31 protein-coding genes are annotated in these 25362 nt (G+C 55.7%); 25 read left to right on the forward strand and 6 right to left on the reverse strand.

Annotation, left to right across the window (positions count from 1 at the left end; genetic code table 11):
- Positions 1–63: 63 nt before the first annotated feature.
- The 3 genes from IM299_RS05725 to ygjG all read right to left on the reverse strand — a co-directional run bounded on the left by IM299_RS05725 (position 64) and on the right by ygjG (position 3022).
- A complete protein-coding gene (locus IM299_RS05725) occupies positions 64–600 on the reverse strand; it encodes a fimbrial protein (protein ID WP_227013041.1) in 537 nt (178 codons plus the stop codon).
- Between the two features lie 64 nt (positions 601–664).
- A complete protein-coding gene (locus IM299_RS05730) occupies positions 665–1207 on the reverse strand; it encodes a fimbrial protein BcfA (RefSeq protein ID WP_048957236.1) in 543 nt (180 codons plus the stop codon).
- A gap of 435 nt (positions 1208–1642) precedes the next feature.
- On the reverse strand, positions 1643–3022 hold the full coding sequence (gene ygjG / locus IM299_RS05735; protein WP_042715413.1) for a putrescine aminotransferase: 1380 nt from the start codon (positions 3020–3022) through the stop codon (positions 1643–1645).
- A 435-nt stretch (positions 3023–3457) separates the two neighbouring features.
- On the opposite strand from ygjG, the gene IM299_RS05740 reads away from it, so the two are divergent.
- Both IM299_RS05740 and IM299_RS05745 read left to right on the forward strand, forming a co-directional pair.
- Positions 3458–4978, forward strand: a complete 1521-nt coding sequence (locus tag IM299_RS05740) for a PAS domain-containing methyl-accepting chemotaxis protein (protein WP_045631367.1) — start codon at positions 3458–3460, stop codon at positions 4976–4978.
- A 336-nt stretch (positions 4979–5314) separates the two neighbouring features.
- Positions 5315–6874 (forward strand): methyl-accepting chemotaxis protein, encoded by a 1560-nt coding sequence (locus tag IM299_RS05745; RefSeq protein ID WP_028014479.1) that lies wholly within the window; start codon positions 5315–5317, stop codon positions 6872–6874.
- Here the strand turns inward: IM299_RS05745 and IM299_RS05750 are convergent.
- Positions 6871–7365, reverse strand: a complete 495-nt coding sequence (locus IM299_RS05750; RefSeq protein WP_048957237.1) for a PadR family transcriptional regulator — start codon at positions 7363–7365, stop codon at positions 6871–6873. The genes IM299_RS05745 and IM299_RS05750 overlap by 4 nt on opposite strands.
- Before the next feature lie 147 nt (positions 7366–7512).
- Between IM299_RS05750 and IM299_RS05755 the strand changes: the two genes are divergently transcribed.
- Entirely contained in the window at positions 7513–8277 is a 765-nt protein-coding gene (locus IM299_RS05755) for a siderophore-interacting protein (RefSeq protein WP_048957238.1), read from the forward strand.
- Here IM299_RS05755 and IM299_RS05760 read toward each other — a convergent pair whose 3' ends face one another.
- Together IM299_RS05760 and IM299_RS05765 are read right to left on the reverse strand one after the other, a co-directional pair.
- Positions 8278–9447, reverse strand: coding sequence for a DNA repair protein (locus tag IM299_RS05760; RefSeq protein WP_048957239.1), 1170 nt, complete (start codon positions 9445–9447; stop codon positions 8278–8280). It lies immediately after the preceding gene.
- A 193-nt stretch (positions 9448–9640) separates the two neighbouring features.
- The gene (locus IM299_RS05765; RefSeq protein WP_163332905.1) at positions 9641–10216 is read right to left on the reverse strand and encodes a phage repressor protein CI; all 576 of its coding nucleotides are present in this window, start codon (positions 10214–10216) and stop codon (positions 9641–9643) included.
- Between the two features lie 227 nt (positions 10217–10443).
- Here IM299_RS05765 and IM299_RS05770 point away from each other — a divergent pair, with 227 nt between their 5' ends.
- The 22 genes from IM299_RS05770 to IM299_RS05870 all read left to right on the forward strand — a co-directional run bounded on the left by IM299_RS05770 (position 10444) and on the right by IM299_RS05870 (position 25360).
- Positions 10444–10782: a DUF5347 domain-containing protein gene (locus tag IM299_RS05770; protein WP_048958928.1), complete on the forward strand. Its 339-nt coding sequence runs from the start codon at positions 10444–10446 to the stop codon at positions 10780–10782.
- Positions 10783–10850: 68 nt separating this feature from the next.
- The gene (locus tag IM299_RS05775; RefSeq protein WP_041908021.1) at positions 10851–11078 is read left to right on the forward strand and encodes a DUF2732 family protein; all 228 of its coding nucleotides are present in this window, start codon (positions 10851–10853) and stop codon (positions 11076–11078) included.
- The gene (locus IM299_RS05780; protein WP_041908022.1) at positions 11078–11299 is read left to right on the forward strand and encodes a TraR/DksA family transcriptional regulator; all 222 of its coding nucleotides are present in this window, start codon (positions 11078–11080) and stop codon (positions 11297–11299) included. The genes IM299_RS05775 and IM299_RS05780 overlap by 1 nt, the downstream gene beginning before the upstream one ends.
- Before the next feature lies 1 nt (position 11300).
- A complete protein-coding gene (locus IM299_RS05785) occupies positions 11301–13490 on the forward strand; it encodes a replication endonuclease (protein WP_193357147.1) in 2190 nt (729 codons plus the stop codon).
- A 109-nt stretch (positions 13491–13599) separates the two neighbouring features.
- Positions 13600–14040 (forward strand): DinI-like family protein, encoded by a 441-nt coding sequence (locus tag IM299_RS05790; RefSeq protein WP_193357148.1) that lies wholly within the window; start codon positions 13600–13602, stop codon positions 14038–14040.
- Positions 14041–14220: 180 nt separating this feature from the next.
- Entirely contained in the window at positions 14221–14424 is a 204-nt protein-coding gene (locus tag IM299_RS05795; RefSeq protein WP_193357149.1) for a tail protein X, read from the forward strand.
- Positions 14415–14636, forward strand: a complete 222-nt coding sequence (locus IM299_RS05800; RefSeq protein WP_045260131.1) for an HP1 family phage holin — start codon at positions 14415–14417, stop codon at positions 14634–14636. The genes IM299_RS05795 and IM299_RS05800 overlap by 10 nt, the downstream gene beginning before the upstream one ends.
- Positions 14620–15129, forward strand: a complete 510-nt coding sequence (locus tag IM299_RS05805) for a lysozyme (protein WP_193357150.1) — start codon at positions 14620–14622, stop codon at positions 15127–15129. Before IM299_RS05800 ends, IM299_RS05805 begins: the two co-directional genes overlap by 17 nt.
- A complete protein-coding gene (gene lysB, locus IM299_RS05810) occupies positions 15126–15551 on the forward strand; it encodes an Rz-like lysis system protein LysB (RefSeq protein WP_045631363.1) in 426 nt (141 codons plus the stop codon). Before IM299_RS05805 ends, lysB begins: the two co-directional genes overlap by 4 nt.
- Positions 15439–15684 carry an Rz1-like lysis system protein LysC gene (lysC, locus tag IM299_RS22845; RefSeq protein WP_255518111.1) on the forward strand — a complete coding sequence of 82 codons (246 nt, stop codon included), beginning with the start codon at positions 15439–15441 and terminating at the stop codon, positions 15682–15684. Before lysB ends, lysC begins: the two co-directional genes overlap by 113 nt.
- Positions 15647–16114, forward strand: a complete 468-nt coding sequence (locus tag IM299_RS05815; RefSeq protein ID WP_041908035.1) for a phage tail protein — start codon at positions 15647–15649, stop codon at positions 16112–16114. Before lysC ends, IM299_RS05815 begins: the two co-directional genes overlap by 38 nt.
- A 103-nt stretch (positions 16115–16217) precedes the next feature.
- A complete protein-coding gene (locus IM299_RS05820) occupies positions 16218–16859 on the forward strand; it encodes a phage baseplate assembly protein V (protein ID WP_193357151.1) in 642 nt (213 codons plus the stop codon).
- The gene (locus tag IM299_RS05825) at positions 16856–17206 is read left to right on the forward strand and encodes a GPW/gp25 family protein (RefSeq protein ID WP_041908038.1); all 351 of its coding nucleotides are present in this window, start codon (positions 16856–16858) and stop codon (positions 17204–17206) included. The genes IM299_RS05820 and IM299_RS05825 overlap by 4 nt, the downstream gene beginning before the upstream one ends.
- A 5-nt stretch (positions 17207–17211) precedes the next feature.
- The gene (locus IM299_RS05830; protein WP_041908040.1) at positions 17212–18120 is read left to right on the forward strand and encodes a baseplate assembly protein; all 909 of its coding nucleotides are present in this window, start codon (positions 17212–17214) and stop codon (positions 18118–18120) included.
- The gene (locus IM299_RS05835) at positions 18113–18643 is read left to right on the forward strand and encodes a phage tail protein I (RefSeq protein ID WP_041908042.1); all 531 of its coding nucleotides are present in this window, start codon (positions 18113–18115) and stop codon (positions 18641–18643) included. Before IM299_RS05830 ends, IM299_RS05835 begins: the two co-directional genes overlap by 8 nt.
- Positions 18644–18654: 11 nt before the next feature.
- Positions 18655–20217, forward strand: a complete 1563-nt coding sequence (locus IM299_RS22850; RefSeq protein WP_065366020.1) for a phage tail protein — start codon at positions 18655–18657, stop codon at positions 20215–20217.
- Entirely contained in the window at positions 20214–20735 is a 522-nt protein-coding gene (locus tag IM299_RS05845; RefSeq protein WP_193357152.1) for a tail fiber assembly protein, read from the forward strand. The genes IM299_RS22850 and IM299_RS05845 overlap by 4 nt, the downstream gene beginning before the upstream one ends.
- Before the next feature lie 124 nt (positions 20736–20859).
- Positions 20860–22047 carry a phage tail sheath protein gene (locus IM299_RS05850; RefSeq protein WP_048958915.1) on the forward strand — a complete coding sequence of 396 codons (1188 nt, stop codon included), beginning with the start codon at positions 20860–20862 and terminating at the stop codon, positions 22045–22047.
- Between the two features lie 11 nt (positions 22048–22058).
- The gene (locus tag IM299_RS05855) at positions 22059–22577 is read left to right on the forward strand and encodes a phage major tail tube protein (RefSeq protein ID WP_023309235.1); all 519 of its coding nucleotides are present in this window, start codon (positions 22059–22061) and stop codon (positions 22575–22577) included.
- Positions 22578–22633: 56 nt separating this feature from the next.
- Positions 22634–22936, forward strand: coding sequence for a phage tail assembly protein (locus tag IM299_RS05860; RefSeq protein WP_041908050.1), 303 nt, complete (start codon positions 22634–22636; stop codon positions 22934–22936).
- Positions 22937–22968: 32 nt separating this feature from the next.
- Positions 22969–23088 carry a GpE family phage tail protein gene (locus tag IM299_RS05865; protein WP_041908052.1) on the forward strand — a complete coding sequence of 40 codons (120 nt, stop codon included), beginning with the start codon at positions 22969–22971 and terminating at the stop codon, positions 23086–23088.
- Positions 23081–25360: a phage tail tape measure protein gene (locus IM299_RS05870; RefSeq protein ID WP_193357153.1), complete on the forward strand. Its 2280-nt coding sequence runs from the start codon at positions 23081–23083 to the stop codon at positions 25358–25360. Before IM299_RS05865 ends, IM299_RS05870 begins: the two co-directional genes overlap by 8 nt.
- Positions 25361–25362 lie beyond the last annotated feature (2 nt).

The raw sequence follows: 25362 nt of genomic DNA on the forward strand, positions 1-25362 counted from the left end.
ATTGATTAATCATGAATCCTTTCATTTTCTCTTTATTCTCTCAATGAGACGACTTTATGCATTTTATTGATAGATGACGTTAAACCAGATCTGCGCATCGGCATTTCCTGCCTGCACGTGAGGGGCTGTCGACCGATATTTCGCGATGAATCTCAGCACGTTCTCACCCCCTCGGAGGGGAGCTTTCCAGAGGGGCGTGGTACCCGGAATGAGCAGATGACCTGTCGCATCAAAAATACCTATCCCAATACCCTTCGCGGCTCCTGCACCTTTGCCGGCATGAAAGATCTGGGGATCTTTTAACGCCGTCTCTCCGTAAAAAAGCACGCCAGCACGTTGGCTTACGCTGGCATCACACTCTTCAAGTTTGATTTGAAAAGGCGTTGGCATAGCCCAGTCCCCGGTCGAGATGAACTGGCTGCTACGTACCTGTCCCATGTGAACGACCTGATCCTGGCTGTCGGTGCTCACGGTACAGGCGGCATTAACGACCTGACCCATAAAGGTGACCTGCCCATCTTCACTCGCCACAGCACGCAGTGAAGCACACGCTAGCAGGCCCAGAGCGAGTAATACGTATTGAGTGGCATGCTTCATCATTCGCTGAATTCCCGTTGAACGTGTAACACCTCTCCGTCAGAGAGGTGTTACAGACGTTAGCGAATCAGGAGTAAACCATCTGGAATGTTGCCGTGGATGAGACGTTACCGGGTGTTGCGGCTCCCGTCGCGATGTAGTCCACGCTCAGAGGAATGATATTTTCGCCGTTGATGAGTTTTGTGGAGGAGGACGTCTCACCCAGATTCAGCCTGTTGCCATCTGGGCCAAACAGCTGCAGAGCAACGTTGGTGGCGGCACCTGCGCCTGCGGTATTCGCCAGGGAGCCCACCTGAGCGGCATCCTGCTGACCGTTAAAGATGACCGCAGCGTTTTGGCTGACGGTCGTGTCGCAATCTTCCAGCACGATGCTGAAATCTTCTTTTTGATTTGCCTGCATACCGGCTGCGGTCAGTTTGACAGTACGGACCTGGCTCAGAATGACGGTCTGATCGACGGAATCAGCCGCAACGGAACACGCGGCGTTAACCACCTGACCGACGAAGTTCACCGTACCGCCGGAGACGGTTACGGTATCGGCCTGAGCGTTCATCGCCAGCCCGCCCAATAACGCTGCAGTCACAGCCATACCCAACAATTGCTTTTTCATAGAAATCCTTTTTTAAAACAAAATTAACGTTAATAATATCTGGAATACCAGAAAGGCCTTGCTATACATCCAAAAATATCAACAGTAAAAAATATTATATTAGACATTTCGTTATTGTAATTTATAATTTCATCTTCACATGGTAGAAATGTGTCGAAGCTAATGCAATCGATTTATTCGGTGTTTCTTATTAGAACTTCTTAATTTATGATTAAAATAATCTTAATCTATGGGAACCTATTTGTCGGGGTTATATTAATTTATTTGAATATATAATATGTGAAAACGGTGATATCAGTAGCGAGGCATGCGAGCGCTGTTTGAATAACTATTATCAGTGCCTGAGTTATTTACGGTTGTGGTAAATGTTGCCGTAATCATTATTTTATTACGTTAAGAAATAACAGGAGCCCCCACTAAACAGGGGGCTCATTATTATGCCTCTTCCACGCTTACGCGCAGGGCTGCCAGCGCTTTGCGCGCCGCTTTCAGCACCTGCTCACACTGCTCAATCGTCAACGTCAGCGGTGGCTCAATGCGGATGGTTTTCGAGTTGTTGAGCGTCCCGGCCACCAGCACCCGCTGGCGGAACATCTCGCTCGCGAAGCTGTAGCCGATTTCGTTGTCCACAAACTCGATTGCCATGAGCATCCCTTTGCCGCGCGCCTCCTGCACAAGGTCCGGGTATTCCCGGCCCAGCTGGCGGAAGCCGTCCAGCAGCATGTCGCCTTTCTGCTCCGCCTGCGCAGGCAGGTTTTGCTCCAGCAGCACGTTGATGGTCGCCAGCGCCGCCGCGCAGGCCAGCGGGTTACCGCCAAAGGTGGTGGTATGCAGGAACGGGTTGTCGAACAGCACCGAGAACACCTCTTCCGTCGCCACCGTCGCACCAATCGGCATCACGCCGCCGCCCAACGCTTTCGCCAAGCACAGGATGTCCGGCTGAACGTTCTCGTGCTCGCAGGCAAACATCTTGCCGGTGCGCCCCATCCCGGTCTGGACTTCGTCGAGGATCAGCAGCGCGCCAAACTCATCGCACAGCTGTCGCACGGCGGGCAGATAGCCCTGCGGAGGGAGGATGACGCCGCCTTCACCCTGAATCGGCTCCAGGATCACCGCCGCCACGTCATCGCCGGTTTTACGGCATTCACTCAGCACGGTGCGCATGGCGTTAATGTCACCGAACGGCACGTGGCGGAAGCCCGGCAGCAGCGGCATAAACGGTTTGCGGAAGGTGGATTTGGCGGTCGCCGACAGTGCGCCCAGGGATTTACCGTGGAACGCGCCGCTGGTGGCGATAAAGGTGAATTTCCCGCGCGGCGACTGGTACGCTTTGGCGAGCTTAATCGCCGCTTCGACCGATTCCGTGCCGCTGTTGCTGAAGAAGCTGTATTTCAGTTTGCCGGGCGTTAAGGCCGCCAGCGTTTTCGCGAGCATGGCGCGAAGCGGGTCGAGCAGTTCCTGGCTATGGAGAGGTTGTTTCGCAAGTTGATTCTGTACGGCGGAAACCACTACTGGATTACGGTGCCCCACGTTGAAGATACCGAAACCACCCAGGCAATCTATGAACTCCTGTCCCTGGGTGTCGACAAGCGTATTAAGACTTCCCGCTTGCCACTCTACGGCTCCGTAATCCCCGCCGGCGGTAACAGATTTGCGATACTCCAGAAAACCAGGATTCACATGCTCTTTAAAGTAATCAATGACCTCTCGGTTAAGTTGTTTCATCTCCTCATGATCGAGCGTTCGCTTCTCAATGAGATTCAGTGCGTGCGCGGTACAGGCAAGAGCCGAGGCGCTGGAAGGTAACCTGTTCAAAATATGCTCCCGGGGATCGCGTATCACATGATACTGAGTTAAGTATTGCAGGGATTACGCCACTTCAGATGACTTAACGAAAATCGGGATAAACGCCAGGTTAAAATTATGTTGCGCAATATTTAATCATGCCGGAGCAATCGAAACGGGATTTAGGGGTACAGGGCAACCCGCATTCTCAGGTGCATAAAAAGGCAATTGCACTAAAGGAGTGCATGGCTTGCGGCTTAAGTGGGCGTTAACAGGTCATGCTTTATAGGTAATTTCTTTGCGAAAGTATTTGGAATCAATGAATTATAAAATCTCACAAAAAGTGCGGTTTAAGTGAAATCTGCGATCTCCATCAAGTTTAACAACTAAAGATAAATTGTTTACCGCCGAAAAAACAATAAACCACAAAATTAACATTCGAATAACCTGCAAGGAATGCCCGTCATGTCTTCTCCTTCCTGTGTCACCCAGAATAATTATCCTCTGGACGATGACACCACCTTAATGTCGACCACCGACGTCCACAGCTATATGACCCATGCGAACGACACCTTTGTGCAGGTGAGCGGCTATCAGCTTGATGAGCTGATGGGCCAGCCGCACAATCTGGTGCGCCATCCCGACATGCCAAAAGCGGCGTTTGCCGATATGTGGTACACCCTGCAGCAGGGTGAGCCGTGGAGTGGCATTGTCAAAAACCGACGTAAGAATGGCGATCATTACTGGGTGCGCGCGAATGCGGTACCGATGGTGCGGAATGGGCAGGTGACGGGGTATATGTCGATCCGCACCAAAGCCACGGAGGAAGAGATCGCTGCCGTAGAGCCGCTCTACCGGGCGCTGAATAACGGGAGCTGTAAAAAACGCATCCAAAAAGGACTGGTGGTGCGTAAGGGCTGGTTGGGTAAACTTCCTTCCATGCCGCTACGCTGGCGCGTACGCAGCGTGATGGCGGTGCTCTTTGCCGCGCTTGCCGCTACCCTGGTGACCACCTCCGCAGGCTGGGTGCCGCTCGCCGCGGCCGCCGTGGTAACGCTGCTGGGAACGCTGCTGTTTGAGCAACAGATTGTCCGCCCGATCGAAAACGTCGCGCATCAGGCTCTGAAGGTGGCGACCGGCGAGCGCAACAGCGTGCAGCATCTGAACCGCAGCGACGAGCTGGGGCTGACCCTGCGCGCGGTAGGACAGTTGGGGCTGATGTGCCGCTGGCTCATCAATGACGTCTCAAGCCAGGTGATGAGCGTCCGTGACGGCAGCGACAGGCTGGCGCAGGGGAACGAAGCGCTGAACGATCGTACGCGTCAGACCGTGGCGAACGTTCAGCAGACCGTCGCAACGATGAACCAGATGGCCGCGTCCGTTCAGAGCAACTCAGAAACCGCCGCCGAAGTGGACAAACTCTCCGTAGCCGCGAGCAGCGCGGCGACGAAAGGCGGTAACGCGATGCAGACCGTGGTGAAAACGATGGATGACATCGCCGATAGCACGCAGCGCATCGGCTCGATTACCTCCCTGATTAACGACATCGCTTTCCAGACCAATATCCTGGCGCTGAATGCGGCCGTTGAAGCGGCAAGAGCCGGCGAGCAGGGGAAAGGCTTTGCCGTGGTCGCGGGGGAAGTTCGCCACCTTGCCAGCCGCAGCGCGAATGCGGCTAACGATATCCGCAAGCTGATTGATGCCAGCGCCAGCAGGGTACAGTCCGGTTCCGAGCAGGTGCACGCCGCAGGCCGCACGATGGATGACATTGTCGAGCAGGTGAAAAACGTCACGCAGCTCATCGCGCAGATCAGCCACTCGACGTCCGAACAGGCGACCGGGTTGTCAGAGCTAACCCGCGCGGTGGCGGAACTGGACAGCATTACGCAAAAAAATGCCGACCTGGTCGAGGAGAGCGCGCACATCTCTGCCATGGTGAAACACCGCGCCGGGCGTCTTAAGGATGCGGTGACGGTGCTCCATTGAGCCAGTAATGTTCCGGAAAAGTCGTTTATACCGTAAGGAATAAACGGCTTTTTTATTTGTGATTGTGACTATTAATGTTATTTATTGTTAATAAGATATTAAGTAACTAAAGAAATTGCCTCAGTTATTTATTCCTGCCTAAGTCAGTTTTCCCCGATGCTATTTTGCAAAACCCTGTTCTGGTGGTCTGGTAACGATCGATGTGGCGGTATTAATAGCCTCTACCTATCCATTGTGATGGTTATGAAATAAAAAAACGATCAAAGTCATAAAGTTAGCGGATTCGTTACCGATAACAGCGATCGTCTGAGAAATAATCACATCGATGGAGAAAATATGTTCTTACATGACGTAAAGATCGGCACGAAATTATTTCTGGCGTTTGGATTCTTTATTGTCCTGATGGTGATCAGCGCCAGTATGTCCTTACTGAGCCTGAACCGGGCTAACAACGGGATGCAATCCATCATTACCCATGATTATCCCACCACGGTAAAAGCGAACCAGTTAATCGACAACTTCCAGGAATTTATTAGCACTCAGCAGCTCATGCTGCTGGATGAACAGGGAACGTACACGGCACAGTCGCAGCAGCATCTTAAAGAGATCAGCGAGCATATCACGGTGATTTTGGGCGAGCTGAATACGGTGTTGCAGGACCCGAAATCGCAGCAGGTCCTTGCCGAGATCCGCGACGTTCGTCAGCAGTATCTGGACTCGCGCTATCGCATTTTGCAGGCGGTGCAGAATAATGACCGTGCGGGTGCTATCCAGGAGATGATGACCCATACCCTCACCGTGCAGCAGGCCTATAAAGCTAAAGTGCAGGAGCTGATTGCGATTCAGAACCATGAGATGCAGAGCGCGGGGGCGCAGGTGGAAGGAGACTTCAGGTCCAGCCGACTGCTACTGATCCTGATCACCCTCTTTAGCGTCGCCGCTGGCAGCCTGATTGGCTGGTTTATCGTGCGCGCTATTACCCGCCCACTCGGCGAGGCGGTGAATTTTGCCAATGCCATTTCAGAGGGCGACCTGACGGGCAGCATCACGCCGCACGGCAAAGACGAAACGGGCCTATTGCTGCACGCGCTGATGGAGATGAAAAACCGCCTGCTGGATATTGTGCAGCAGGTGCAAACGGGCTCGGAGAATATCTCCAGCGCAGCCGCGCAGATTGTCGCTGGTAACCAGGACCTTGCCGCGCGCACCGAGGAGCAGGCAAGTTCCGTTGAACAGACCGCCGCCTCGATGGAGCAGATCACCGCGACGGTGAAAAACACCGCCTCGCACACCGGGGAAGCGACTAATCTCTCGGCAGATGCCGCCACGGTGGTCAAAAACAACGGGGAGATGATGAAGCAGGTAACCAGCAAAATGCGCCTGATTAACGAGACGTCGAACCGGATGTCCGACATTATCGACCTGATCGACGCCATTGCGTTCCAGACCAACATTCTGGCGCTCAACGCAGCGGTGGAAGCGGCGCGTGCGGGCGAGCACGGCCGCGGCTTCGCGGTGGTTGCCGGTGAGGTTCGCCAGCTTGCCCAGAAGAGCGCGTCGTCTGCCAGTGAAATTCGCGAGCTGATCGAGAGCTCCACCAGCCAGACCCAGGACGGGATGAATCTGGTGGAAAAAGCGAGCGCGTTGATCAATGGCATGGTCGGCAACGTGGAGGAGATGGACACGATCCTGCGCGAGATCCGCCAGGCCAGCCACGAGCAGACGGAAGGGATCTCGCAGATCAACAGCGCGATTGGCCTGATTGATGCCACCACCCAGCAGAATTCTGCGCTGGTGGAGGAGTCCGTCGCGGCGGCGGCATCCCTTAACGAGCAGGCGATGCACCTGAAAGAGCTGGTACGCGTATTCCGAGTGAGCGAGCACGCGCCGGCTTAATCCAGCTGGGAGATCTCCAGCGCTGCGCGGTCGATTATGCCGATAATCTGCTTGAGCTGCGCGTCGCTGAGCTCTCCCTGATTTACCTTCAGGTCTAACACCGCTTTAAAGTTATCCAGCGCCCGCTTCATCTGCGGGTTTTTGCGCAGCTCAAAGCCGACGCTGCGCGCCTTAATACGCACCTGGATCTGTTCCAGCTGTTCCCGGTTTTCGTCCAGCCAGCGTTGTCCTTCAGCGGTAATCGCAATCTTCTTACGACCGCTCTCTTCTTCCGTAATGGTGATAAAGGTTTGATCCTGAAGATAATCCAGCGTCGGGTAGATCACACCGGGGCTCGGCGTGTAGTTCCCCTGGGTCAGGTTCTCGATCTCTTTGATCAGCTCATAGCCGTGGCTGGCGCTGCGGGTCAGGATATCCAGAATCACCAGTCGCAGGTCGCCGTGGCCGAAAAAGCGCGGTCGGCGTCCACCGGCGTCGTGTTCATGTCGCATGTTATGTCTCTTAATTTGATATATCTAAACTATATCTAAGATATATTCAGATGCAATCTAAAAAATCTTGCTTTTTTACTGATTAGTAATCATTATCATTTGAAAATCAATTCCGATATATCGTATTTACCAGAGAAGAGGCTAAAAATGGCATCTACCCGTTACCCACAGCGCGTGCGTAATGACCTGCGCTTTCGCGAGCTGACGGTGCGCCGCGTTGAGCGCGTTAGCGCAGGCTTTCAGCGCATTGTTTTAGGCGGCGAGGCGCTGGAGGGCTTTAGCTCCCGCGGCTTCGACGACCACACCAAAGTCTTTTTCCCTGCACCTGGCACCACGTTTGTCCCGCCGAAGGTCACCGATGAAGGCATCGACTGGGGCGACGGCGTACGTCCACAGGCGCGCGACTATACGCCGCTGTACGATGAGGCAAATCATGAACTGGCGCTCGATTTCTTCATTCATGACGGCGGGATTGCCAGCGGCTGGGCAGTCGAGGCGAAGGTGGGCGACAGGTTGACGATCGGCGGCCCGCGCGGTTCGCTGGTAGTGCCGGAGGATTACGCCTGGCAGCTGTACGTGTGCGACGAGTCCGGCATGCCGGCGCTGCGTCGACGTTTAGAGAGCATTGCTAAACTGCCGGTTTGTCCGGAGATTCACGCGGTGGTGACCGTAGGTGACGAATCTTATAAGGACTATCTGGCGCACCTGAGTGATTTCAACATCTCCTGGGTGGTGGGCCACAGCGAGCAGGCGGTGGCTGACCGTCTGGCGGCGCTGGCCGTGCCGGCGGAGGGTTACTTTATCTGGCTGACCGGAGAAGGGAAGGTGGTAAAAAGCCTGAGCCGCCAGTTTGAAACCAACGCGATTGACCAGCATCTGGTGCGTGCCAGCGCATACTGGCACGCTAAATAATCAGGCGGCCGAATCCATTTGCGCTTCGTTAACCTGGTGTTCGAGCGAGGCGCATACCTCTTTTAGCGCTTTTTCCTGCTGAGCGAAGTACGCTTCCATATTGTTCAGCGACGAGACCAGCAGCCAGGACTCCTCTTTCTCCAGTTCCGCCAGCTCGTTCACTAAGATGTCGATCTGCTCGCGGACCTGCGCCATTTTCTTGCGGATACGTTCCAGATCGTTCAGCCTGTCGCTTGCCATCAATGGCTCGAAGCCCTGCTGCAGGCGGGCCACAAGTGAGCGGATGGTTTTAACGTCGCCACGCTGCTTCGCCTGGTTGAGCTGCACCATCATCGCGTTGGCTTCTTCTTTCAGGTCGTCCGCCACCAGATCCGGGTGGCAGAGCTTGCTCGCCTGACGCCAGAGACGCTTGAGCTCGTTCCGATCCTCTTCCGAAAGATCCTTGCCCTTGCGCAGCCGCACTTCGGCATCGTGATGCTGCTCGCGATACTTCTCGTACTCTTCGTTAGCTTCGTCTCGTGCCTGACGCGCAGGCTCCTCTTCGCGCGTTAAGCCGCTCTCCAGCTCCAGCGCTTCAGCCAGCAGGTTGGCAATCAAATTGCTTTGCTGCTCCAGATGCTTGCGCGCCTCGGCGGCCTGAACGGAGTCGGCCGGGAGATCGCGCCAGCGCTGGGTGAGCGTTGCCAGCACCTCTACCGCCTGTGCCATATAGCGCTGGCAGCGACGGTAATCTTCTTCGCGACGACGCGCTTCCGCTTGTTGACGACGCAGGTTTAGCTCTGCCAGCGTTTTACGCAGGGCGAGGATCTGCTGCATCAGCGGGCCCAGACGGGAGAAATAGAGATCGTTGAACTCATCGAGCTGCTGCACGCGCGCGTTGCGGCGGTCAATCAGATCGCGCAGACGCTCTTCCAGCGCTTTCAGCTCCAGCTTGCTGGCAGCCACCTGCGGATCGCGCCACGGGGTCACGGCGCGCTGGCCCTGCAGCCAGGCGGTAATTGCCGCCATCGCAGAGGTGTAGTTCTTCTCCTCAAGCGCCACGACGATTGCCTGTAGCTCATCGTCAAACGCTTCATTTTTCAGGCGTGTCAGCTGGCTCTGGATGATGTCGTCATCTTCCAGTTCAATGGCATTTTTAATGATTTCTAGCCGTTTGATCGGTGTGCTCATGATGCCTTTCGCTTTGGCGCTTAAGTATTTGAGTTAAGGGTAGTTGTTGTAAAAGCTACAGGAAATAATACACACGGATGATGATCGGCGCGATGGGGGATTTCTTTAGATTTGCAGTTTGTGAGGTACGAGATATGAGCAGGAGAGCGAATACGCAAAATGGCTTCGTTTTCACTGTTTCCCGCTCTGTCCCTTAAATAACCTCGCTGTAGATCCCCACCACGCGACCCACCGTTTTTATCTCGTTGATACCGCACTCAAACGGAACTTTACCTCCCGCTACGTGAAGTTTTTTGCCCGGTAACAGCGTTAAGTCGCGGATGCTGGCGGTGCCTTCAATCTCGACCAGCCAAAGGCCGTCGGTTAACGACGCCTCTTTTTCGATAAAGTGAAGCTTTCCCTCCGCCCGAACAGCGATGCCGCGAGCCAGCGGTTTGCTAAAGAAACTGGCATCGATGCTCAAAATGGTATTTTCTTCCAGCTTACCATCACTGAGTGTGAATGCCGAAACTGAAACCGGATCGCCCGATGCGGGGTTACCTTCAAACTGCGCACCTTGCCCGGTCATCAGCCAGCGCAAGCTGGCACCGGTGTCCAGCGCGCACTGAACCGCGAAGTCGTAAGAGATGGTACCGCGCGCGTAGCGGTTCTGAAGCGAGCTGGCGGCGATATTAAAGTGCCGGGCCAGCTGGATTTTCTGCGTGAAACCATATACCTGACAGATTCTATCGAGTAACTCTTCATTATTCACTTGAGAATCCAGCATCAAAATATATTCCTTTGGGTGTTTACTAATACTCAATTGGGTATTAATATCATTGCAAATTCGAGCAATCAGCGGCAGAAGTTGGCAAACAGAGGCTAATGATTGCAGACATTATCAAAATGGGAATTTTGCAGCATGGTTTGTGAAATCGCAATCATCAAACGGCGGAAAATGCCGTGCTATGAGCGTTTTCAGCACATTAGCGTGCGTGAATTTATGCGAGGGGAGATATGGCGATAGAAGCTGCCCATGCAAGGGTTCCACTTAGCGTGGGAGCACGTCTTAACGGGCTTAACCACGTCGCTGAACTGCGCGCCCGATACGGGAGCGATAGCGGAAAAGAGCTGGCACGGTTTATGGCCGAGCTGCGCGATAAGCGCGATCCCTGTTTTGAGGAGAACAGCAGGGCGCTGGCCGCCATCTTTTACCTGGCGAGATTACCTGTCGCCCGTCATGAGTGCGATATCAGCGAGCTGACGACCGAAGAGAAACGGGCGCTAATTAACGCCATGAATCATTTTCGTGCCGTTGTGAGTTTATTTCCTGAACGGCTGACCATGCCGATATAACCCAACCAAAAACCTAATGGCGTAAACCCGCCGGGCAGCCTATTGCCTGAAATTAAGGAGAACGCGTGATGCGAAACAGTGAAAACCGCCCCTATCCGATCGGAAGTGAAGAACTGAAACGCCTGCTGATGGAGGCTAAAACAGAGGAACGATGCGCGCGAGCCCTCGCGGTCTCCCTGCGCCTGGAGGCGCTGGCGAGCCATATCTACAAAACCGGCATGAGCGGAGAGGACGTTGCCGAACTGCTGTGCCACGAGGCAGCCCGCTACGAGCGTGAATCACAGGAGCTGCACTGATGGCCGATTTTATCGATCTTGCGCAGGCGCGCGAGCAGGAAGACAGAGAGCGCCACATTAACAGCGCCCGCAGGCGACCCGCATCGCCTTCGCGTTTTCTGTGCGAGGACTGCGATGCGCCGATACCTGAGGCGCGTCGAAAGGCGGTACCTGGAGTGGCCTTGTGCATCACATGCCAGGAGATCGCGGAGATGAAAAATAAACACGTCCGGGGAGGATGAGTTGGCGACGTCATTTGCTTATCCGTGGAACGCTCCACGGTCGGCCATTGCCAGCCCTTACCTCACGCACACCCAACAGCAGCGTCGCGATCGCCTCTTCGCGGCGCTGCAGCAGGCAAGAATTGCCCTCTCACAGCAGCCTGACTGCGTGCGCTTCGAGGTCTGGCGCACGATTGACGCCCTCGAGCAGCATCAGGGCAGCCTGAAGGCTAATGCTTTCTCGATCCGCTTCTGCAAAAGGATGTTGCCTCGCCTGCGTCTGGTCTCTGAACGCTATGCCTGCAAGGGCCTGCACAATACGGTCTCCAGGGCCGTGTTTAATGACCATTTCGACACCCAGATTCTGCAATACCTCGCTTCGAGGATGGTTGAGCTGGTTACGCGCTATAACCGTCTTCCGGATATGTCCCGCGCGGACATCGACCTGCTGGCCGCAGATATCGCCAGCTTTATTCGCGGCGAGCTGGCGAATATTAACGATGCTGAGATGGGCGAATACCGGACGCTTTACGTCTGGTACCAGCGCGCCGGACTGATCGCCCGGCAGTTCAACGTTTCGCCTCCCCACTGGGAACGGGTGTCAAAGACGTTTTTCAACAAAGATGACGTTGCCTCGGCGGTGATCCGCATGTTTTCCGAGGTGTGGTGGCGCGGGCGCCTGCGCCGTATCGCGGCGGCCTGGCGCGAGCATTTGCAGATTGCCCTCGGCAACGTCAGCAAAAAGAGAACGGCGTATGCGAGCAGGCGCTGCGTGACCGAGTGGCGCGAGCAGAAGCGCCGCACCCGCGAATTTCTCAAGGGCATGGAGCTTGAAGATGAAGAGGGCAACCGCATCAGCCTGATTGAAAAATACGATACCTCGGTGTCTAACCCGGCGATACGCCGCTGTGAACTAATGACCCGCATCCGCGGTTTTGAAAATATCTGTGAGGCGCTGGGCTACGTGGGCGAGTTCTATACCTTAACCGCGCCCGCGCAGTATCACGCGACCGTGAAATCGGGCTACTCCAACGCTAAGTGGAACGGGGCCAGCCCGGCGGATACGCAAGGCTACTTTACCCGTCTCTGGGCACGTATCCGGGCAAAACTCCACCGGGACGGGCGACGTATTTTTGGTATCCGCGTTGCGGAACCCCATCACGACGGTACGCCCCACTGGCACATGCTGATGTTTATGCTGCCGGGAGATGTTGACTGCGTTCGCCAGATTATCGGGGATTACGCGCGGCAGGAGGATGCTGTTGAACTGCAGAGCGAAAGTGCCATAAGAGCGCGCTTTCACGCGGAAGCGATCGATCCTAAGAAAGGCAGTGCTACCGGTTACATAGCCAAATACATCTCAAAGAATATCGACGGCTATGCGCTCGATGGCGAGACCGATAACGAAAGCGGCGGGCTTCTGAAGGAGACGGCGTCCGCCGTTTCGGCCTGGGCGGGACGCTGGCACATTCGTCAGTTTCAGTTCATCGGCGGCGCGCCGGTAACGGTCTACCGCGAGCTGCGACGTATGGCGGATACTGAGGCCGCGCGCGGCTTGAGCGTTGAGTTTGCCGCCGTCCATGATGCCGCCGACGCCGGTGACTGGGCGGGTTACGTTACTGCGCAGGGAGGGCCGTTTGTCCGTCGCGATGATTTACAGGTGCGCACGCTGTATGGACCGCGCGCCGGGTTTAACCAGTACGGCGAGGAAACGGTCCGTATTCGTGGCGTGTACGACTCCGCCGTCGGCGCGGGCAGCCCGATTGTCACCCGGCTCACCCAGTGGAAAATTGTGCCGAAGAGGGCCTCGGAAATTAAGAATGCGCCTGAGCCCTCTCGGAGTTCTGTCAATAACTGTACGCAGGACGATCTGTCTCAGCCCCTAAGCCGGCGTGCGAGACGGGCATTAACCGAACGCATCAAATTCATCCGCCCCGGCGCTACGTCGCCCATCGTCTTCGCGAGCGACCCGCAGAACGGGGTACCAGAGAAGGTGATTGACGAGATACGGCTCGCCACCGGGATAGCCATCAGCCGGGGCGAGGCCCTGCATCTTATGGCCGGAGGCGTTAGCCGTTTTAACGACAAATGGTGCAGGGGCGCAGCTGACGGAACGCTATTTCCTGCAGCGTGTTCTTATCAGGAAAAGGCGCGGAAAATCCTTGAACGTATTGGGTATTTAACGGATTTGTTAACCAGGCGAGTACGCTAATCTTTATCGATATCATGTACATACCGTTAAAGGTTCTGATTTTTCGCTTCACTCTTTTTATGAATACATGCTACTGTATGTTTATACAGTATCTCGTGGTGGAGGTTGTGTGGACAGAGAGTTGAACGAGCAGGTCATGATTGAACGAGTCGAGATGATTGCTCGGCTGACGACAGAAGGAACGTGTCAGGAAAGAGATCGTGAGATTGCCCTGAATTTGATTGCTGAGATTGCGCGGGGAAATTTAATCAAGAACAACGCCTTTACCGTTGTTTTCTCGGCATCGCCTGTTCCGGAACGAATCAAAAAAGAGAGTAACGTTCGGGTGAACATTACTCTCGCTAAAGATCGGCTGGCTGGCCAGTCCGTCGCCGAAGCCTTTCAGTGCGAACTGACCCGCAGAATCGGGTCCCTGTTTCCGTCAACGAGGGTGACCGTGAGAGTAGGCTCGGTGACGGGGGTAGAGCTCCAGGGGCTTGAAAAAGAGGCCGATCGCGAGGCGCTGGACACTATTCTCCGGGAAGTCTGGGAAGACGAGAGCTGGCGCTAAACCCGGTTTTATTACCCGGACCGAACACCCTCATTAGATTTTTACGTTCCCATTGAACCGCGCTTCGCTTCCCTCGGATGGTTTGTTGTGTCCGCGAGCGTCCATCCGTCAGCGATAGCGAAAAGCCTGCTGGCCCGGGAAACTCTTCAGTACCTGGAAACCGGATGTTGGGAGCGACTGATGAAGATCTATGCAATGCAGGGGGACACGCTTGATGCCGTTTGCGCCCGCTTTTATGGGCGCACGGCTGGCGTCGTTGAAGCCGTTCTGAAGGCCAACTCTGGCCTCGCGGAGTTAGGGGTTATCTTGCCTCACGGAACGCCGGTAGAGATACCGGAGGTGGATAGCGCCCCCACAAAAGAATCCGTAAACCTATGGGACTGAGCCTGGAGAAAATCACCACGTTTATCGCCTACTGGCTGGCCGTGGCGCTGGCCTGGTTCGGGGCGATGTCTCCTGACAAAGTCGCGCTGTACGTGGGAAGTCTTTGCGCCATTTTTACCGCGCTGACGAATTACTGGTTTAAGCGAAAAACCTGGCGCTATCTCAAATCTCTTGGCCTCGATAAGAAGAGCATTCGTGAACTCAATCATTAAGCGTTGCAGCGTCGCCGGCGTGCTGGCCCTGGCGGTGCTGATGCCTGATTTTCGGTTACTGAAAACGTCTCCGGAGGGGCTGGCGTTGATTGCCGATCTTGAAGGATGCCGCCTCACGCCCTACCGGTGTAGTGCCGGGGTGTGGACGTCAGGCATTGGCCACACGGCAAACGTTGTGCCCACGCGGGACATTACCGAACGCGAGGTCGCGGCAAACCTGGTCGCTGATGTGCTCAACGTGGAGCGGCGGCTGGCGGCGTGCGCGCCGGTGGAGATGCCGCCTCGGGTCTACGACGCGCTGGTGAGCTTCACGTTTAATGTCGGCGCAGGCGCTGCCTGCCGTTCGACGCTGGTGTCCTTTATCAAGCGTAAACAGTGGTCACAGGCGTGCGAGCAGCTTACCCGCTGGGTGTACGTCAACGGCGTTAAAAATACCGGGCTCGAAAATCGCCGTGTCCGCGAGAAGGCATGGTGCACGAAGGGGTTGCCATGAGAGCCCTCATGCTGGCGCTGGCCGGACTGCTGGCCATCACGCTGTGGCTCCGTCATGACAACCTGACCCTGTCCCGTTCCTTAGCTACGGCTAACCGGGTCGCCAGCGAGCAAAAAAATGCCCTCGCCACGCTTAACCATCAGCTGTCCCTGTCGCAACGGATTGCCCGATCAAACGAAAACGCCCAGGTCAGGCTCCGTGAGGCGCTTGTCACTGCGGGTGAGGAGAGCGCGAAACGGGAAGCGACTATCGGGAGATTACTTAATGAAAATGAAGCGTTACGCCGCTGGTATAACGCTCGGCTGCCTGATGCTATCCGCAGGTTGCACACCCGCACGGCCTGCGCCTCCGCAGCCCATTGTTTACCACGCCTGCCCGAAGGTGAGCCTCTGCCCGATGCCGGGCAGCGAACCCGCCACTAACGGCGATCTCAGCGCGGATATTCGCAGGCTTGAGTATGCCCTTATCGCCTGCGCGCTGCAGGTTGAAACCATTAAAAACTGTCAGGATAAATTCGATGCACAAACTCAAGAGCCTGCGCCAGGCATTAATTGACGCCATCCCCCAACTGAACGCCAGCCCGGAGCGCCTGCAGATGTCGGTCGGAAACGGCCATATTGACGCCCGCCTGGCCTCCTCGCTCTCCTTTGAAAAGCACTATGAGCTGATTGCAAAGGTCAGCGGTTTCACCGGCGACAGCGAGGGATTTTTCGTTCCCGTGCTGGCCTGGCTTCGGGAGAACCAGCCGGACATTTTTACCCTTGATGAAGGCCGTAAAAACGGATGTTCCTTCACGATCGTCTTAAACGATGACGATACGATGGATATCAGCGTCAGTTTGCAATTAACCGAGCGCATGCTTGTTGCACAGGAGCAGGGCGCTCTGCACGCGACGTATTCCCCCGAACCGCCGCTGCCGGAGCCCGTCACGCGTCCGACGTCGTTGTACATCAACGGTGAGCTGGTCAGCCAGTGGGAGGCGTAAGTTCCCCCACGCCGAGAGCCCGCTGTCTGTACAGCGTGTTGTTTCATCCCGCATAAAACCCCGTCTCGTTGCTGCCGTTCTCTCTGAACGGCATTCTCTTCTCATGAATACATTAACTTCCATTAACGGTATCGCTCGCGCGATCCGCAATCTGATTCGTATCGGTGTTGTGACCGATGTTGACCTCAACAGGGGGCTATGTCGTGTCCAGACCGGCGGGATGAAAACTACCTGGCTGAACTGGCTAACCTGTCGTGCGGGACGTTCGCGCGTCTGGTGGGCGCCTTCCGAGGGCGAGCAGGTGCTGCTGCTGGCCATCGGCGGCGAGCTTGATACCGCCTTTGTGCTGCCCGGCATTTTCTCGGACGACCATCCGGCCCCGTCCGGGTCGTCTGACGCGCTCCATGTATCGTTCCCTGACGGCGCGGTGATTGAGTACGAACCCGGACGCGGGGCGCTGACGGTTACTGGCATTAAAACGGCCGACATTACCGCCTCGGAATCGCTGACCGCCACCGTGCCGGAGGTGCGGGTGACGTCAACTTCCCGCATCACGCTGGATACGCCTGAAGTGGTGTGTACCAACAAGTTAATTACCGCCTCTCTTGAAGTGCAGCAGGGCGGTGTGATGGCCGGAAATATTGAGCATTCCGGCGGTAAATTCACCTCCAACGGGGTGCAGGTGGACAACCACGCGCACGGCAGCGTGCAAAGCGGCGGAAGCTGGACTAAGGGGACACAATGACGGTGCGATACAGGGGAATGAACAGGCAGACCGGGCTGAGCATTTCAGAAGCTGAACACATCCGGCAAAGCGTGCGCGACATTCTGGTCACGCCGATTGGCTCGCGGGTCATGCGCAGGGATTACGGCTCGCTGCTGGCGGCGATGATCGACAGGCCGCAGAGCCCTGCGCTGCGTCTGCAAATCATGTCCGCATGCTATTCCGCCATCCAGAAATGGGAGCCGCGGATAAGCCTGACGGCAATCACTTTCGAGCGTTCGGAGAACGACGGGACGTTGTATGTCGATATCACCGGCACGCGCCCGACCTCCGGACAATCCTTTTCTATCACCATTTCACTGAGTTAAACGCTATGGCTATTGTTGATCTGAGCCAGCTCGCCGCGCCTGATGTCGTGGAAGAGGTGGATTATGAAACGCTGTTGGCAGAACGAAAGGCCACCTTTGTCTCGCTCTATCCCGAAGAGGAACGAGAGGCGATTGCGCGGACGCTGACGCTGGAGTCAGAGCCGATTGTGAAGCTCCTGCAGGAGAATGCCTACCGGGAAGTCATGTGGCGTCAGCGGGTTAACGAGGCCGCGCGTGCGGTCATGTTGGCCTATGCAGCGGGCAGCGATCTGGACCAGATTGGGGCAAACGCTAATCTTGCGCGTCTGGTGATCGCCCCTGCCGACGACACCACGTTCCCACCCACGCCGGCTGTGATGGAGTCCGATACCGATTTTCGTCTGCGCATCCAGCAGGCGCCGGAAGGGCTGAGCGTGGCCGGTTCGACGGGCGCGTACCAGTTCCATGGCCGCAGTGCCGATGGCCGGGTAGCGGACATCTCCGTCATCAGCCCGCAGCCGGCGAACGTCACGATTTCCGTACTCTCCCGGGAGAATAACGGCATAGCGTCTGAAGAGCTGATCGCTATTGTTCGTAACGCCCTAAACGATGAAGACATCAGGCCGGTTGCCGACCGCGTTACCGTCCAGTCGGCCAAAATAGTTGATTACAGCATCGAAGCATCGCTTTTCCTTTTTCCCGGCCCCGAAAGCGAGCCGGTACTCAACGCGGCAAGAACCCGGTTACAGGCCTATATCACGGCTCAGCATCGTCTTGGACGCGATATTCGCAAGTCCGCCATTTATGCCGCTCTTCACGTAGAAGGGGTGCAGCGGGTGGAACTGACCGCACCCGCGGCTGACATCGTGCTTGATGAAACCCAGGCCTCATGGTGCAGCCACTACAGCGTAACCGTGGGAGGGAACGATGAGTAACACCCGCCTTTTACCGGTTGGCTCATCGCCCCTTGAGGTCGCGGCAGCGCGCGCCTGTGCGGACATCGAAAATACGCCCGTTCCGTTGCGCCACCTCTGGAATGTGGATACCTGCCCGGCGAATTTGCTGCCGTGGCTGGCATGGGCATTTTCGGTTGACCGCTGGGACGAGAGCTGGCCGGAAGCCACCAAGCGGGACGTGATCCGCGCGGCGTGGTTTATCCATGCCCACAAAGGGACGATTGGCGCCGTGCGTCGCGTGGTGGAGCCGCTTGGCTATCTGATTAACGTCACCGAGTGGTGGGAAACCAACGATCCGCCCGGCACTTTCCGCCTTGATATTGGCGTGCTGGACACCGGTATTAACGAGGAAATGTATTACGAAATGGAGAGGCTGGTTGCTGATGCAAAGCCTGCCAGCCGCCACCTTATTGGCCTGAATATCATCCAGGACATTCCGGGTTATCTCTATACCGGCGCCTTGGGCTATGACGGCGACATCATCACGGTTTATCCCGGATAAGTGAGAGCACAATGACAGTGAAATATAAAACGGTTATCACCAAAGCCGGTGCCGAAAAACTGGCTGCAGCGACCGTCCCGAACGGCAAGAAAGTGAATTTTACGGCGATGGCGGTGGGTGACGGTGGTGGCACGTTGCCGGTGCCTGATGCCGGGCAGACGAAGCTGGTTAATGAAGTCTGGCGCCATGCGCTGAATAAAATCAGCCAGGATAACAAGCATCAAAATTATGTGATCGCGGAGCTGCTCATTCCGCCTGAAACCGGTGGTTTCTGGATGCGAGAAATGGGCCTCTATGATGACACCGGGACACTGATTGCCGTTGGGAACATGGCTGAAAGCTATAAGCCGTTGTTGGCGGAAGGATCCGGACGTGCGCAGACCGTGCGTATGGTCATCATGGTAAGCGACATTGAGTCAGTCGAACTCTCGATAGATACGTCTACGGTAATGGCGACCCAGGAGTACGTTGATGAGAAGCTTGAAGAACATGAGCAGTCTCGTCGCCATCCTGATGCAACGCTAACGGCTAAAGGGTTTACTCAGCTTAGTAGTGCGACTGATAGCTCCTCAGAAGTGCTGGCGGCGACGCCGAAAGCGGTTAAGGCTGCTAACGATAATGCTAATGGCCGTGTGCCATCAGGAAGAAAGGTTAACGGACATATTCTGACGGAAGATATCAGTATCACCGCCCAGGATATTTTTAATACTCAGGCTGTGGAAATAGGTAATGCTGCTGATCTGAATGCCTACACCACACCGGGACTGTATTATCAGCCCTCAAACGCGCAGGCGCAAACCGGGAAAAACTATCCTGAGGCTGTTGCCGGGGCGCTTGAGATTTTTAAACACGCAGGTATTACGCAGGTTTACCGGATATACGTTGGATCTCGTTCATATATCCGTACGCTGTACAGCGGTATGTGGTCACCATGGACAAAACAGTATGATACCGTAAATAAACCCACCCCTGACGAGGTTGGCGCGGTATCAGCGAATGGCGGAGGTTATAACGGCACATTCAGGTTTAGAAGTGTGGGCACGCTGCCATCTGAAAGAAACACAGCGACACTTGTAAGTGCTCAGCCTGGTGTGGGTGGGATTGTCTCTGGCGCGGTGTTTGAATGGTATGACAATTCAATGGCTATCGGTCTGACGAGAGGGGGAGGAACCGACGTTACCGGCTTCGCTATTTTGATGAATAATCATCTTCTGGCAACAGTTGCTCCTGATGGAGCGATTGCGAATAGTGGAAATATCTATTCAGGGCAAGGTGTATTTGAATCTGGTGGCAGAGTACGAGTTTACTCATCAAACAATCCACCCCCTCAGCAGGATTTAAGCCCTTATGCACGACAGGACTGGACACTGCAATACTTTGTCCGGGATGTTGCCATGGGGGCGGAGGGAGCATTTACGATTGTAAAAAATGCCTGGCAGCGTGTGCCTCCTGGATGTGCTATGACAGGCTACAACTTTGAAGGTGATAACCCCGGTGGCGATACCATTTTCTATCGCCCAATTCAGAAGTACATGTCTAATATCGGATGGATTACCGTAGGTCATACAGCATGATTACCCTTAAAAATTTCATTCAATATGAACCAAAATACAAAGAGTTTTTGTTTAATGCTATATTTCTTCAGTCAGATGAGGGGCTTGACTGGTATTACCATATGTCACGATTTCAGCCTGAAACACTGAAAATTTGCTACGACAAAAATAATATTATTCGCTCTTTTAGTAATGATGCTGATCGCCTTTTTCCTCTGGGGATGTCAGTTTCAGAAGTCGATCCAACAGAAGTGCCCGAAGGGCTGAATATACACGGTGAGTGGGTATGGAATGACACTAAAATTATTCCACGCCAGTTGACCCGGGAGGAATTAATTCAACAGGCGGAAACCAGAAGAGGTGAATTGCTTGCCGAAGCTTCGGATGTTATTGCCCCCCTCCAGGATGCTTTCGAGCTCGGCATTGCAACAAACGAGGAAGCTGCCACGTTGTTACTCTGGAAGCGCTACCGGGTGACGCTAAACCGGCTGGATCTCAGTACTGCCCCTGATATCGACTGGCCCGAACTCCCTGCCTGACCCCAAGCCCTCCTTCCGGAGGGCTTTTCGTTTGTTGTGTAATCCTTTCCCCAACCCCAATACGTCGCATCAATCGCGCGCTCCACAGACAATAGCCTCACCACTAAACGAAGGAGTTAACCGGATGGGCGACTATCACCACGGCGTGGAAGTTATCGAAATCAACGATGGCACCCGCACCATTTCCACCGTCTCGACGGCAATCATCGGCATGGTCTGTACGGCCAGCGATGCTGACGACAAGACATTTCCTTTAAACGAGCCCGTGCTCATTACTAACGTACAAACTGCGATTGCGAAAGCCGGCAAGGCGGGGACGCTGTCCGCTTCTCTGCAGGCGATCGCCGACCAGTGTAAACCGGTTGTTGTGGTTGTTCGCGTGGCTGAAGGCACTGCAGAGACCCCGGAAGAGGCCCGCAAACAGACCGTTTCCAACATCATCGGTACCACTGATGAAAACGGTAAATACACCGGTCTGAAGGCGCTTCTCACGGCGAAAACGGTGACCGGCGTTAAGCCACGCATTCTCGGCGTACCGGGGCTGGACTCTCAGGAAGTCGCGACCGCTCTGGCCGCCACGTGCCAGAGCCTGCGCGCGTTTGGCTATGTCAGCGCATGGGGGTGCAAAACCATTTCTGAGGCGATCAACTACCGCAAAAACTTTAGCCAGCGCGAGCTGATGGTTATCCACCCTGATTTTCTGGCGTGGGATACCACTACGAATGCGACGACAATGGCCTGGGCGACCGCCCGTGCGCTTGGCCTGCGTGCCAAAATCGATCAGACAATGGGCTGGCATAAAACCCTGTCAAACGTTGGCGTTAACGGCGTCACTGGCGTAAGCGCTTCGGTCTCCTGGGATCTGCAGGAACAGGCCACCGACGCGAACCTGCTTAACCAGGCTGGCGTCACCACGCTGATTCGCAACGACGGCTTCAAATTCTGGGGTAACCGCACCTGCTCAGACGATCCGTTATTCGTCTTTGAAAACTACACCCGTACCGCGCAGGTGCTGGCCGATACCATGGCGGAAGCGCACGCGTGGGCGATGGATAAACCCATCACGCCAACGCTTATCCGCGACATCGTCTCCGGTATTAATGCCAAGTTCCGCGAGCTGAAAACCAACGGCTATATCGTCGACGGCTCCTGCTGGTATGACCCTGAGTCGAACGACGCATCAACCCTGAAAGCGGGGAAACTGTATATCGATTATGACTACACCCCTGTCCCGCCGCTGGAAAATCTGACCCTGCGCCAGCGCATCACCGATACCTATCTGGCAGACCTGTCAGATTCGGTTAATAGCTAAGGAGCTGAAGCATGGCGTTACCACGCAAACTGAAATATCTGAATATGTTCAACGATGGCCTGAGCTACATGGGCGTTGTTGAGTCCGTCACCTTGCCGAAGCTTACCCGCAAGCTGGAGAAGTATCGCGGCGGCGGTATGCCCGGCTCGGTCTCTGTCGATCTCGGCCTGGACGATGATGCCCTGGCGCTGGAGTGGACCGTTGGCGGGCTGCCGGACGCCGCTCTGTGGGCGCAGTATGCCTCTCCGGGCGCGGACAGCGTGCCGCTGCGCTTTACCGGCTCTTATCAGCGCGATGACACCGGCGAAATTTCCGCCGTCGAAATCGTCATGCGCGGTCGTCATAAAGAGTTTGATGGTGGTGAAAACAAGCAGGGCGAGAGCGGCACCACCAAAATGTCCACCGAGTGCGCCTACTACCAGCTGACCATTGATGGCAAAGAGATCATCGAAATCGACATCATCAACATGGTGCTGAAAGTCGATGGTGTCGATCGCCTGGCAGAACACCGTAAGGCCATCGGCCTGTAGCCCTTTAACCGGCCGGGATCGCCGGCCGGTAAGTTAACTTTGTGAAGAGTAACGAAATGGAAAATACCAACGAGATCGCCATGAATGAAAATCCACATATCGTCACGCTTGATAGCCCCGTTCAGCGAGGTGAGCAAAAAATTGAAAAGGTGACCGTTTCAAAACCGAATGCAGGGACCCTGCGAGGGGTATCGCTGGCGTCGCTGGCGCAATCTGACGTAGATGCGCTGATCAAGGTGCTGCCGCGAATGACCTCGCCAGCCCTGACCGAGCATGAGGTTGCGCGCCTGGATGCCTGCGATCTGCTCTCTTTTGCTGGCAAGGTGATCGGTTTTTTGTCACCGGCTTCGGCTCGCTGAAATTTCCTGAAAATCTGTCGGTCGACGATCTGATGGCGGATATCGCGGTGATATTTCACTGGCCGCCGTCAGAGCTGTACACCCTGAGCGTGACCGAACTCCTCTTATGGCGCGAAAAAGCGCTGCAGCGAAGCGGAAACCACCATGAGTAATAATGTCAGACTTCAGGAATTGCTTAAGGCTGTCGACCGGGCAACCCGACCGCTTAACGCTCTCCATAACGCCAGCCTCACTCTCGCGAACGATATCCGCGATGCGCAGGTGGCGCTCGGGGCACTCGATGAGCAGGCGGGGCGTATCAACGGCTTCAGGAAAGCAAACGGCCAGCTCGCCATGGCGGAGCAGTCCCTTGCTCAGGCGAAACAGCAGGCAGCGGCGCTGGCGGTGCAGTTTAAAAAAACGCAAAACCCAACCCAGGTACAGGCTGATGCGCTGTCCGCGGCCCGAAAATCGGCAGCCGATCTTAAGCTTGAGTACAACAGCTTACGCTACTCGGTACAGCGTCAACGTGCTGAGCTCGCACAGGCGGGGATAAACACGCGTACGCTCTCGTCGGACGAGCGTCGTCTACGAACCAACATCAGCGAAAAAACGCAGCAGCTTAACCGGCAGCGGGATGCGCTGGCCCGCGTCAACCAGCAGCAGGAGCGGCTGAGTACCGTTCAGAACCGCTACGAGTCAGGCAAGCGCGCTATCTCGCGAGTGCAGCAACTGGCTAATGCGGGCGTGAGTATGGCAAAAGCGGGCTTTGACCAGACGTCCCGCTTTATGGCGCCAGGCATCAGTTTTGAAAAACAGATGTCTGCCATTCAGGCAAACCTTGGCCTGGAGAAGGGAGACCTCCGGCTTGAGGCCATTCGCCGGCAGGCACGGGAAGTTAGTGTTAGCACCGGAACGCCTGCGGATGCGGTCGTCCGGACACAGAGCGAACTGGCCCGTTCAGGCTATGACGCCGATGGAGTGCTTGCGGCCACTGTGCCAACGATCTACCTCAGTCAGGCGGGGAATATCGACGCTGCAAAAGCGGCCGATATTCTCAGCAGCACGCAGGCCGCGTATAACCTGGCAGATGCAGATGCCGGACGCATCGCAGACGTGCTTACGCGCGGTTTTACCTCTTCGAATACCAGCCTCGCTGATATGGCGGCGGCCCTGAACGCCGCTGCGCCAGCCGCGGACGCCGCTGGTATGGGGCTTGAAGAGACAACGGCGCGGCTTGGCGTTCTGGCGAAAAAGGGGATGTACGGTGCCGCCGCCGGGGACGCGCTCAGCGCGATGTTGCGCCATGTTCAGACGCCGGATGCCATAAAAGCCGCAGGGGCGCTGGTTTCCGCCGCGGGTGATGGATCGCTTGATGAAAAACGTAAGCAGCTGCTGGGAGCAAAGGGCAGTACCGCACTCACGGCGTCCGTTCAGACCGATAATATTGACGGCGATATCAACCGATTCCAGGCTGCGTGGAGCGGGTTAAAGATTGATGTATTTGATAAAGCGGATGGCGCTCTGCGCAACCTGATAACAACCGCAACCGGCTGGCTCAGCACGGCCTCCCGTTGGGTGAATGCCAACCCTGAGCTGACGCAGACCCTCGCCAGCATTGTTGTCGGCGCGCAGGCATTTGCTGGCGTACTGGGCGGCGTAGGAACGGTTATCGCCCCGGTTCTGACGGGCGTCAATATGATCATCACCGCGGCCGGGATGTTGGGAACGGTGTTCAGCGTAGTGGGGGGCACCATCATGACGGTGCTGGGTGCCCTTAGCTGGCCGGTGATTGCCCTTGGCGCGGCGATTGCCGCCGGAGCCTTGCTGATTTTTAAATACTGGGAACCCATCAGCGCCTTCTTTGGCGGGGTGATGGAAGGGCTTTCGACGGCCTTCGCACCGCTGGGGGCGCTGTTCTCACCGGTGATAACGGTATTTGATGCTATCTCGGAGAAGCTGGGCGGTATCTGGCAGTGGTTCACCGATTTGGTTGCGCCGATCAAGGCGACGCAGGAAACGCTGGATGGCTGTAAAAATGCTGGCGTGATTTTTGGGCAGGCGCTGGGCGATGCGTTAACGGCACCGCTTGATCTCTTTAACAGCCTGAGCGGCAAGGCCAGCTGGCTGCTGGAGAAACTCGGTCTTATCAAAAACGAGTCGGGGAATCTCGACTCCGCTGCGGCAAAAGCAGAAGCGGCATCCTCTCCTGTGGGCAGCTCTTATATTCCGGGTACGGGGACCTATGGCGGTTACCAGGGGTATCAACCAACCATCGCCACAGGGGGACGCTCTTACGTCGATCAGAGTAAAAGCGAGTACAACATTACCCTGCAGGGAGGCACGGCCTCCGGGATGGATCTGACGCGTCAAATCCGGGAGGCAATAGATAACATTGAACAGGATAAAGCGAGACGGCAGCAATCCAGCTTTATGTTTGGTTGAGG

Origin of the sequence: Enterobacter cloacae complex sp. P47BA (assembly GCF_014930485.1) — a bacterium.
In the GTDB taxonomy this organism is placed as follows: domain Bacteria; phylum Pseudomonadota; class Gammaproteobacteria; order Enterobacterales; family Enterobacteriaceae; genus Enterobacter; species Enterobacter bugandensis.

Excerpts from the sequence above, each read along its gene's own strand:
- IM299_RS05870 (WP_193357153.1), top strand. The coding sequence starts at position 23,081 with ATGAGTAATAATGTCAGACTTCAGGAATTGCTTAAGGCTGTCGACCGG.
- IM299_RS05800 (WP_045260131.1), top strand. The coding sequence starts at position 14,415 with ATGGGACTGAGCCTGGAGAAAATCACCACGTTTATCGCCTACTGGCTG.
- IM299_RS05820 (WP_193357151.1), top strand. The coding sequence starts at position 16,218 with ATGAATACATTAACTTCCATTAACGGTATCGCTCGCGCGATCCGCAAT.
- IM299_RS05795 (WP_193357149.1), top strand. The coding sequence starts at position 14,221 with ATGAAGATCTATGCAATGCAGGGGGACACGCTTGATGCCGTTTGCGCC.
- IM299_RS05740 (WP_045631367.1), top strand. The coding sequence starts at position 3,458 with ATGTCTTCTCCTTCCTGTGTCACCCAGAATAATTATCCTCTGGACGAT.
- IM299_RS05865 (WP_041908052.1), top strand. The coding sequence starts at position 22,969 with ATGGCGGATATCGCGGTGATATTTCACTGGCCGCCGTCAGAGCTGTAC.
- IM299_RS05745 (WP_028014479.1), top strand. The coding sequence starts at position 5,315 with ATGTTCTTACATGACGTAAAGATCGGCACGAAATTATTTCTGGCGTTT.
- IM299_RS05855 (WP_023309235.1), top strand. The coding sequence starts at position 22,059 with ATGGCGTTACCACGCAAACTGAAATATCTGAATATGTTCAACGATGGC.
- IM299_RS05835 (WP_041908042.1), top strand. The coding sequence starts at position 18,113 with ATGAGTAACACCCGCCTTTTACCGGTTGGCTCATCGCCCCTTGAGGTC.
- IM299_RS05825 (WP_041908038.1), top strand. The coding sequence starts at position 16,856 with ATGACGGTGCGATACAGGGGAATGAACAGGCAGACCGGGCTGAGCATT.
- lysC (WP_255518111.1), top strand. The coding sequence starts at position 15,439 with ATGCTATCCGCAGGTTGCACACCCGCACGGCCTGCGCCTCCGCAGCCC.
- IM299_RS05845 (WP_193357152.1), top strand. The coding sequence starts at position 20,214 with ATGATTACCCTTAAAAATTTCATTCAATATGAACCAAAATACAAAGAG.
- IM299_RS05775 (WP_041908021.1), top strand. The coding sequence starts at position 10,851 with ATGCGAAACAGTGAAAACCGCCCCTATCCGATCGGAAGTGAAGAACTG.
- IM299_RS05780 (WP_041908022.1), top strand. The coding sequence starts at position 11,078 with ATGGCCGATTTTATCGATCTTGCGCAGGCGCGCGAGCAGGAAGACAGA.
- IM299_RS05730 (WP_048957236.1), bottom strand. The coding sequence starts at position 1,207 with ATGAAAAAGCAATTGTTGGGTATGGCTGTGACTGCAGCGTTATTGGGC.
- IM299_RS05725 (WP_227013041.1), bottom strand. The coding sequence starts at position 600 with ATGATGAAGCATGCCACTCAATACGTATTACTCGCTCTGGGCCTGCTA.
- IM299_RS05860 (WP_041908050.1), top strand. The coding sequence starts at position 22,634 with ATGGAAAATACCAACGAGATCGCCATGAATGAAAATCCACATATCGTC.
- lysB (WP_045631363.1), top strand. The coding sequence starts at position 15,126 with ATGAGAGCCCTCATGCTGGCGCTGGCCGGACTGCTGGCCATCACGCTG.
- IM299_RS05760 (WP_048957239.1), bottom strand. The coding sequence starts at position 9,447 with ATGAGCACACCGATCAAACGGCTAGAAATCATTAAAAATGCCATTGAA.
- IM299_RS05770 (WP_048958928.1), top strand. The coding sequence starts at position 10,444 with ATGGCGATAGAAGCTGCCCATGCAAGGGTTCCACTTAGCGTGGGAGCA.
- IM299_RS05750 (WP_048957237.1), bottom strand. The coding sequence starts at position 7,365 with ATGCGACATGAACACGACGCCGGTGGACGCCGACCGCGCTTTTTCGGC.
- IM299_RS22850 (WP_065366020.1), top strand. The coding sequence starts at position 18,655 with ATGACAGTGAAATATAAAACGGTTATCACCAAAGCCGGTGCCGAAAAA.
- IM299_RS05815 (WP_041908035.1), top strand. The coding sequence starts at position 15,647 with ATGCACAAACTCAAGAGCCTGCGCCAGGCATTAATTGACGCCATCCCC.
- IM299_RS05830 (WP_041908040.1), top strand. The coding sequence starts at position 17,212 with ATGGCTATTGTTGATCTGAGCCAGCTCGCCGCGCCTGATGTCGTGGAA.
- IM299_RS05755 (WP_048957238.1), top strand. The coding sequence starts at position 7,513 with ATGGCATCTACCCGTTACCCACAGCGCGTGCGTAATGACCTGCGCTTT.
- IM299_RS05850 (WP_048958915.1), top strand. The coding sequence starts at position 20,860 with ATGGGCGACTATCACCACGGCGTGGAAGTTATCGAAATCAACGATGGC.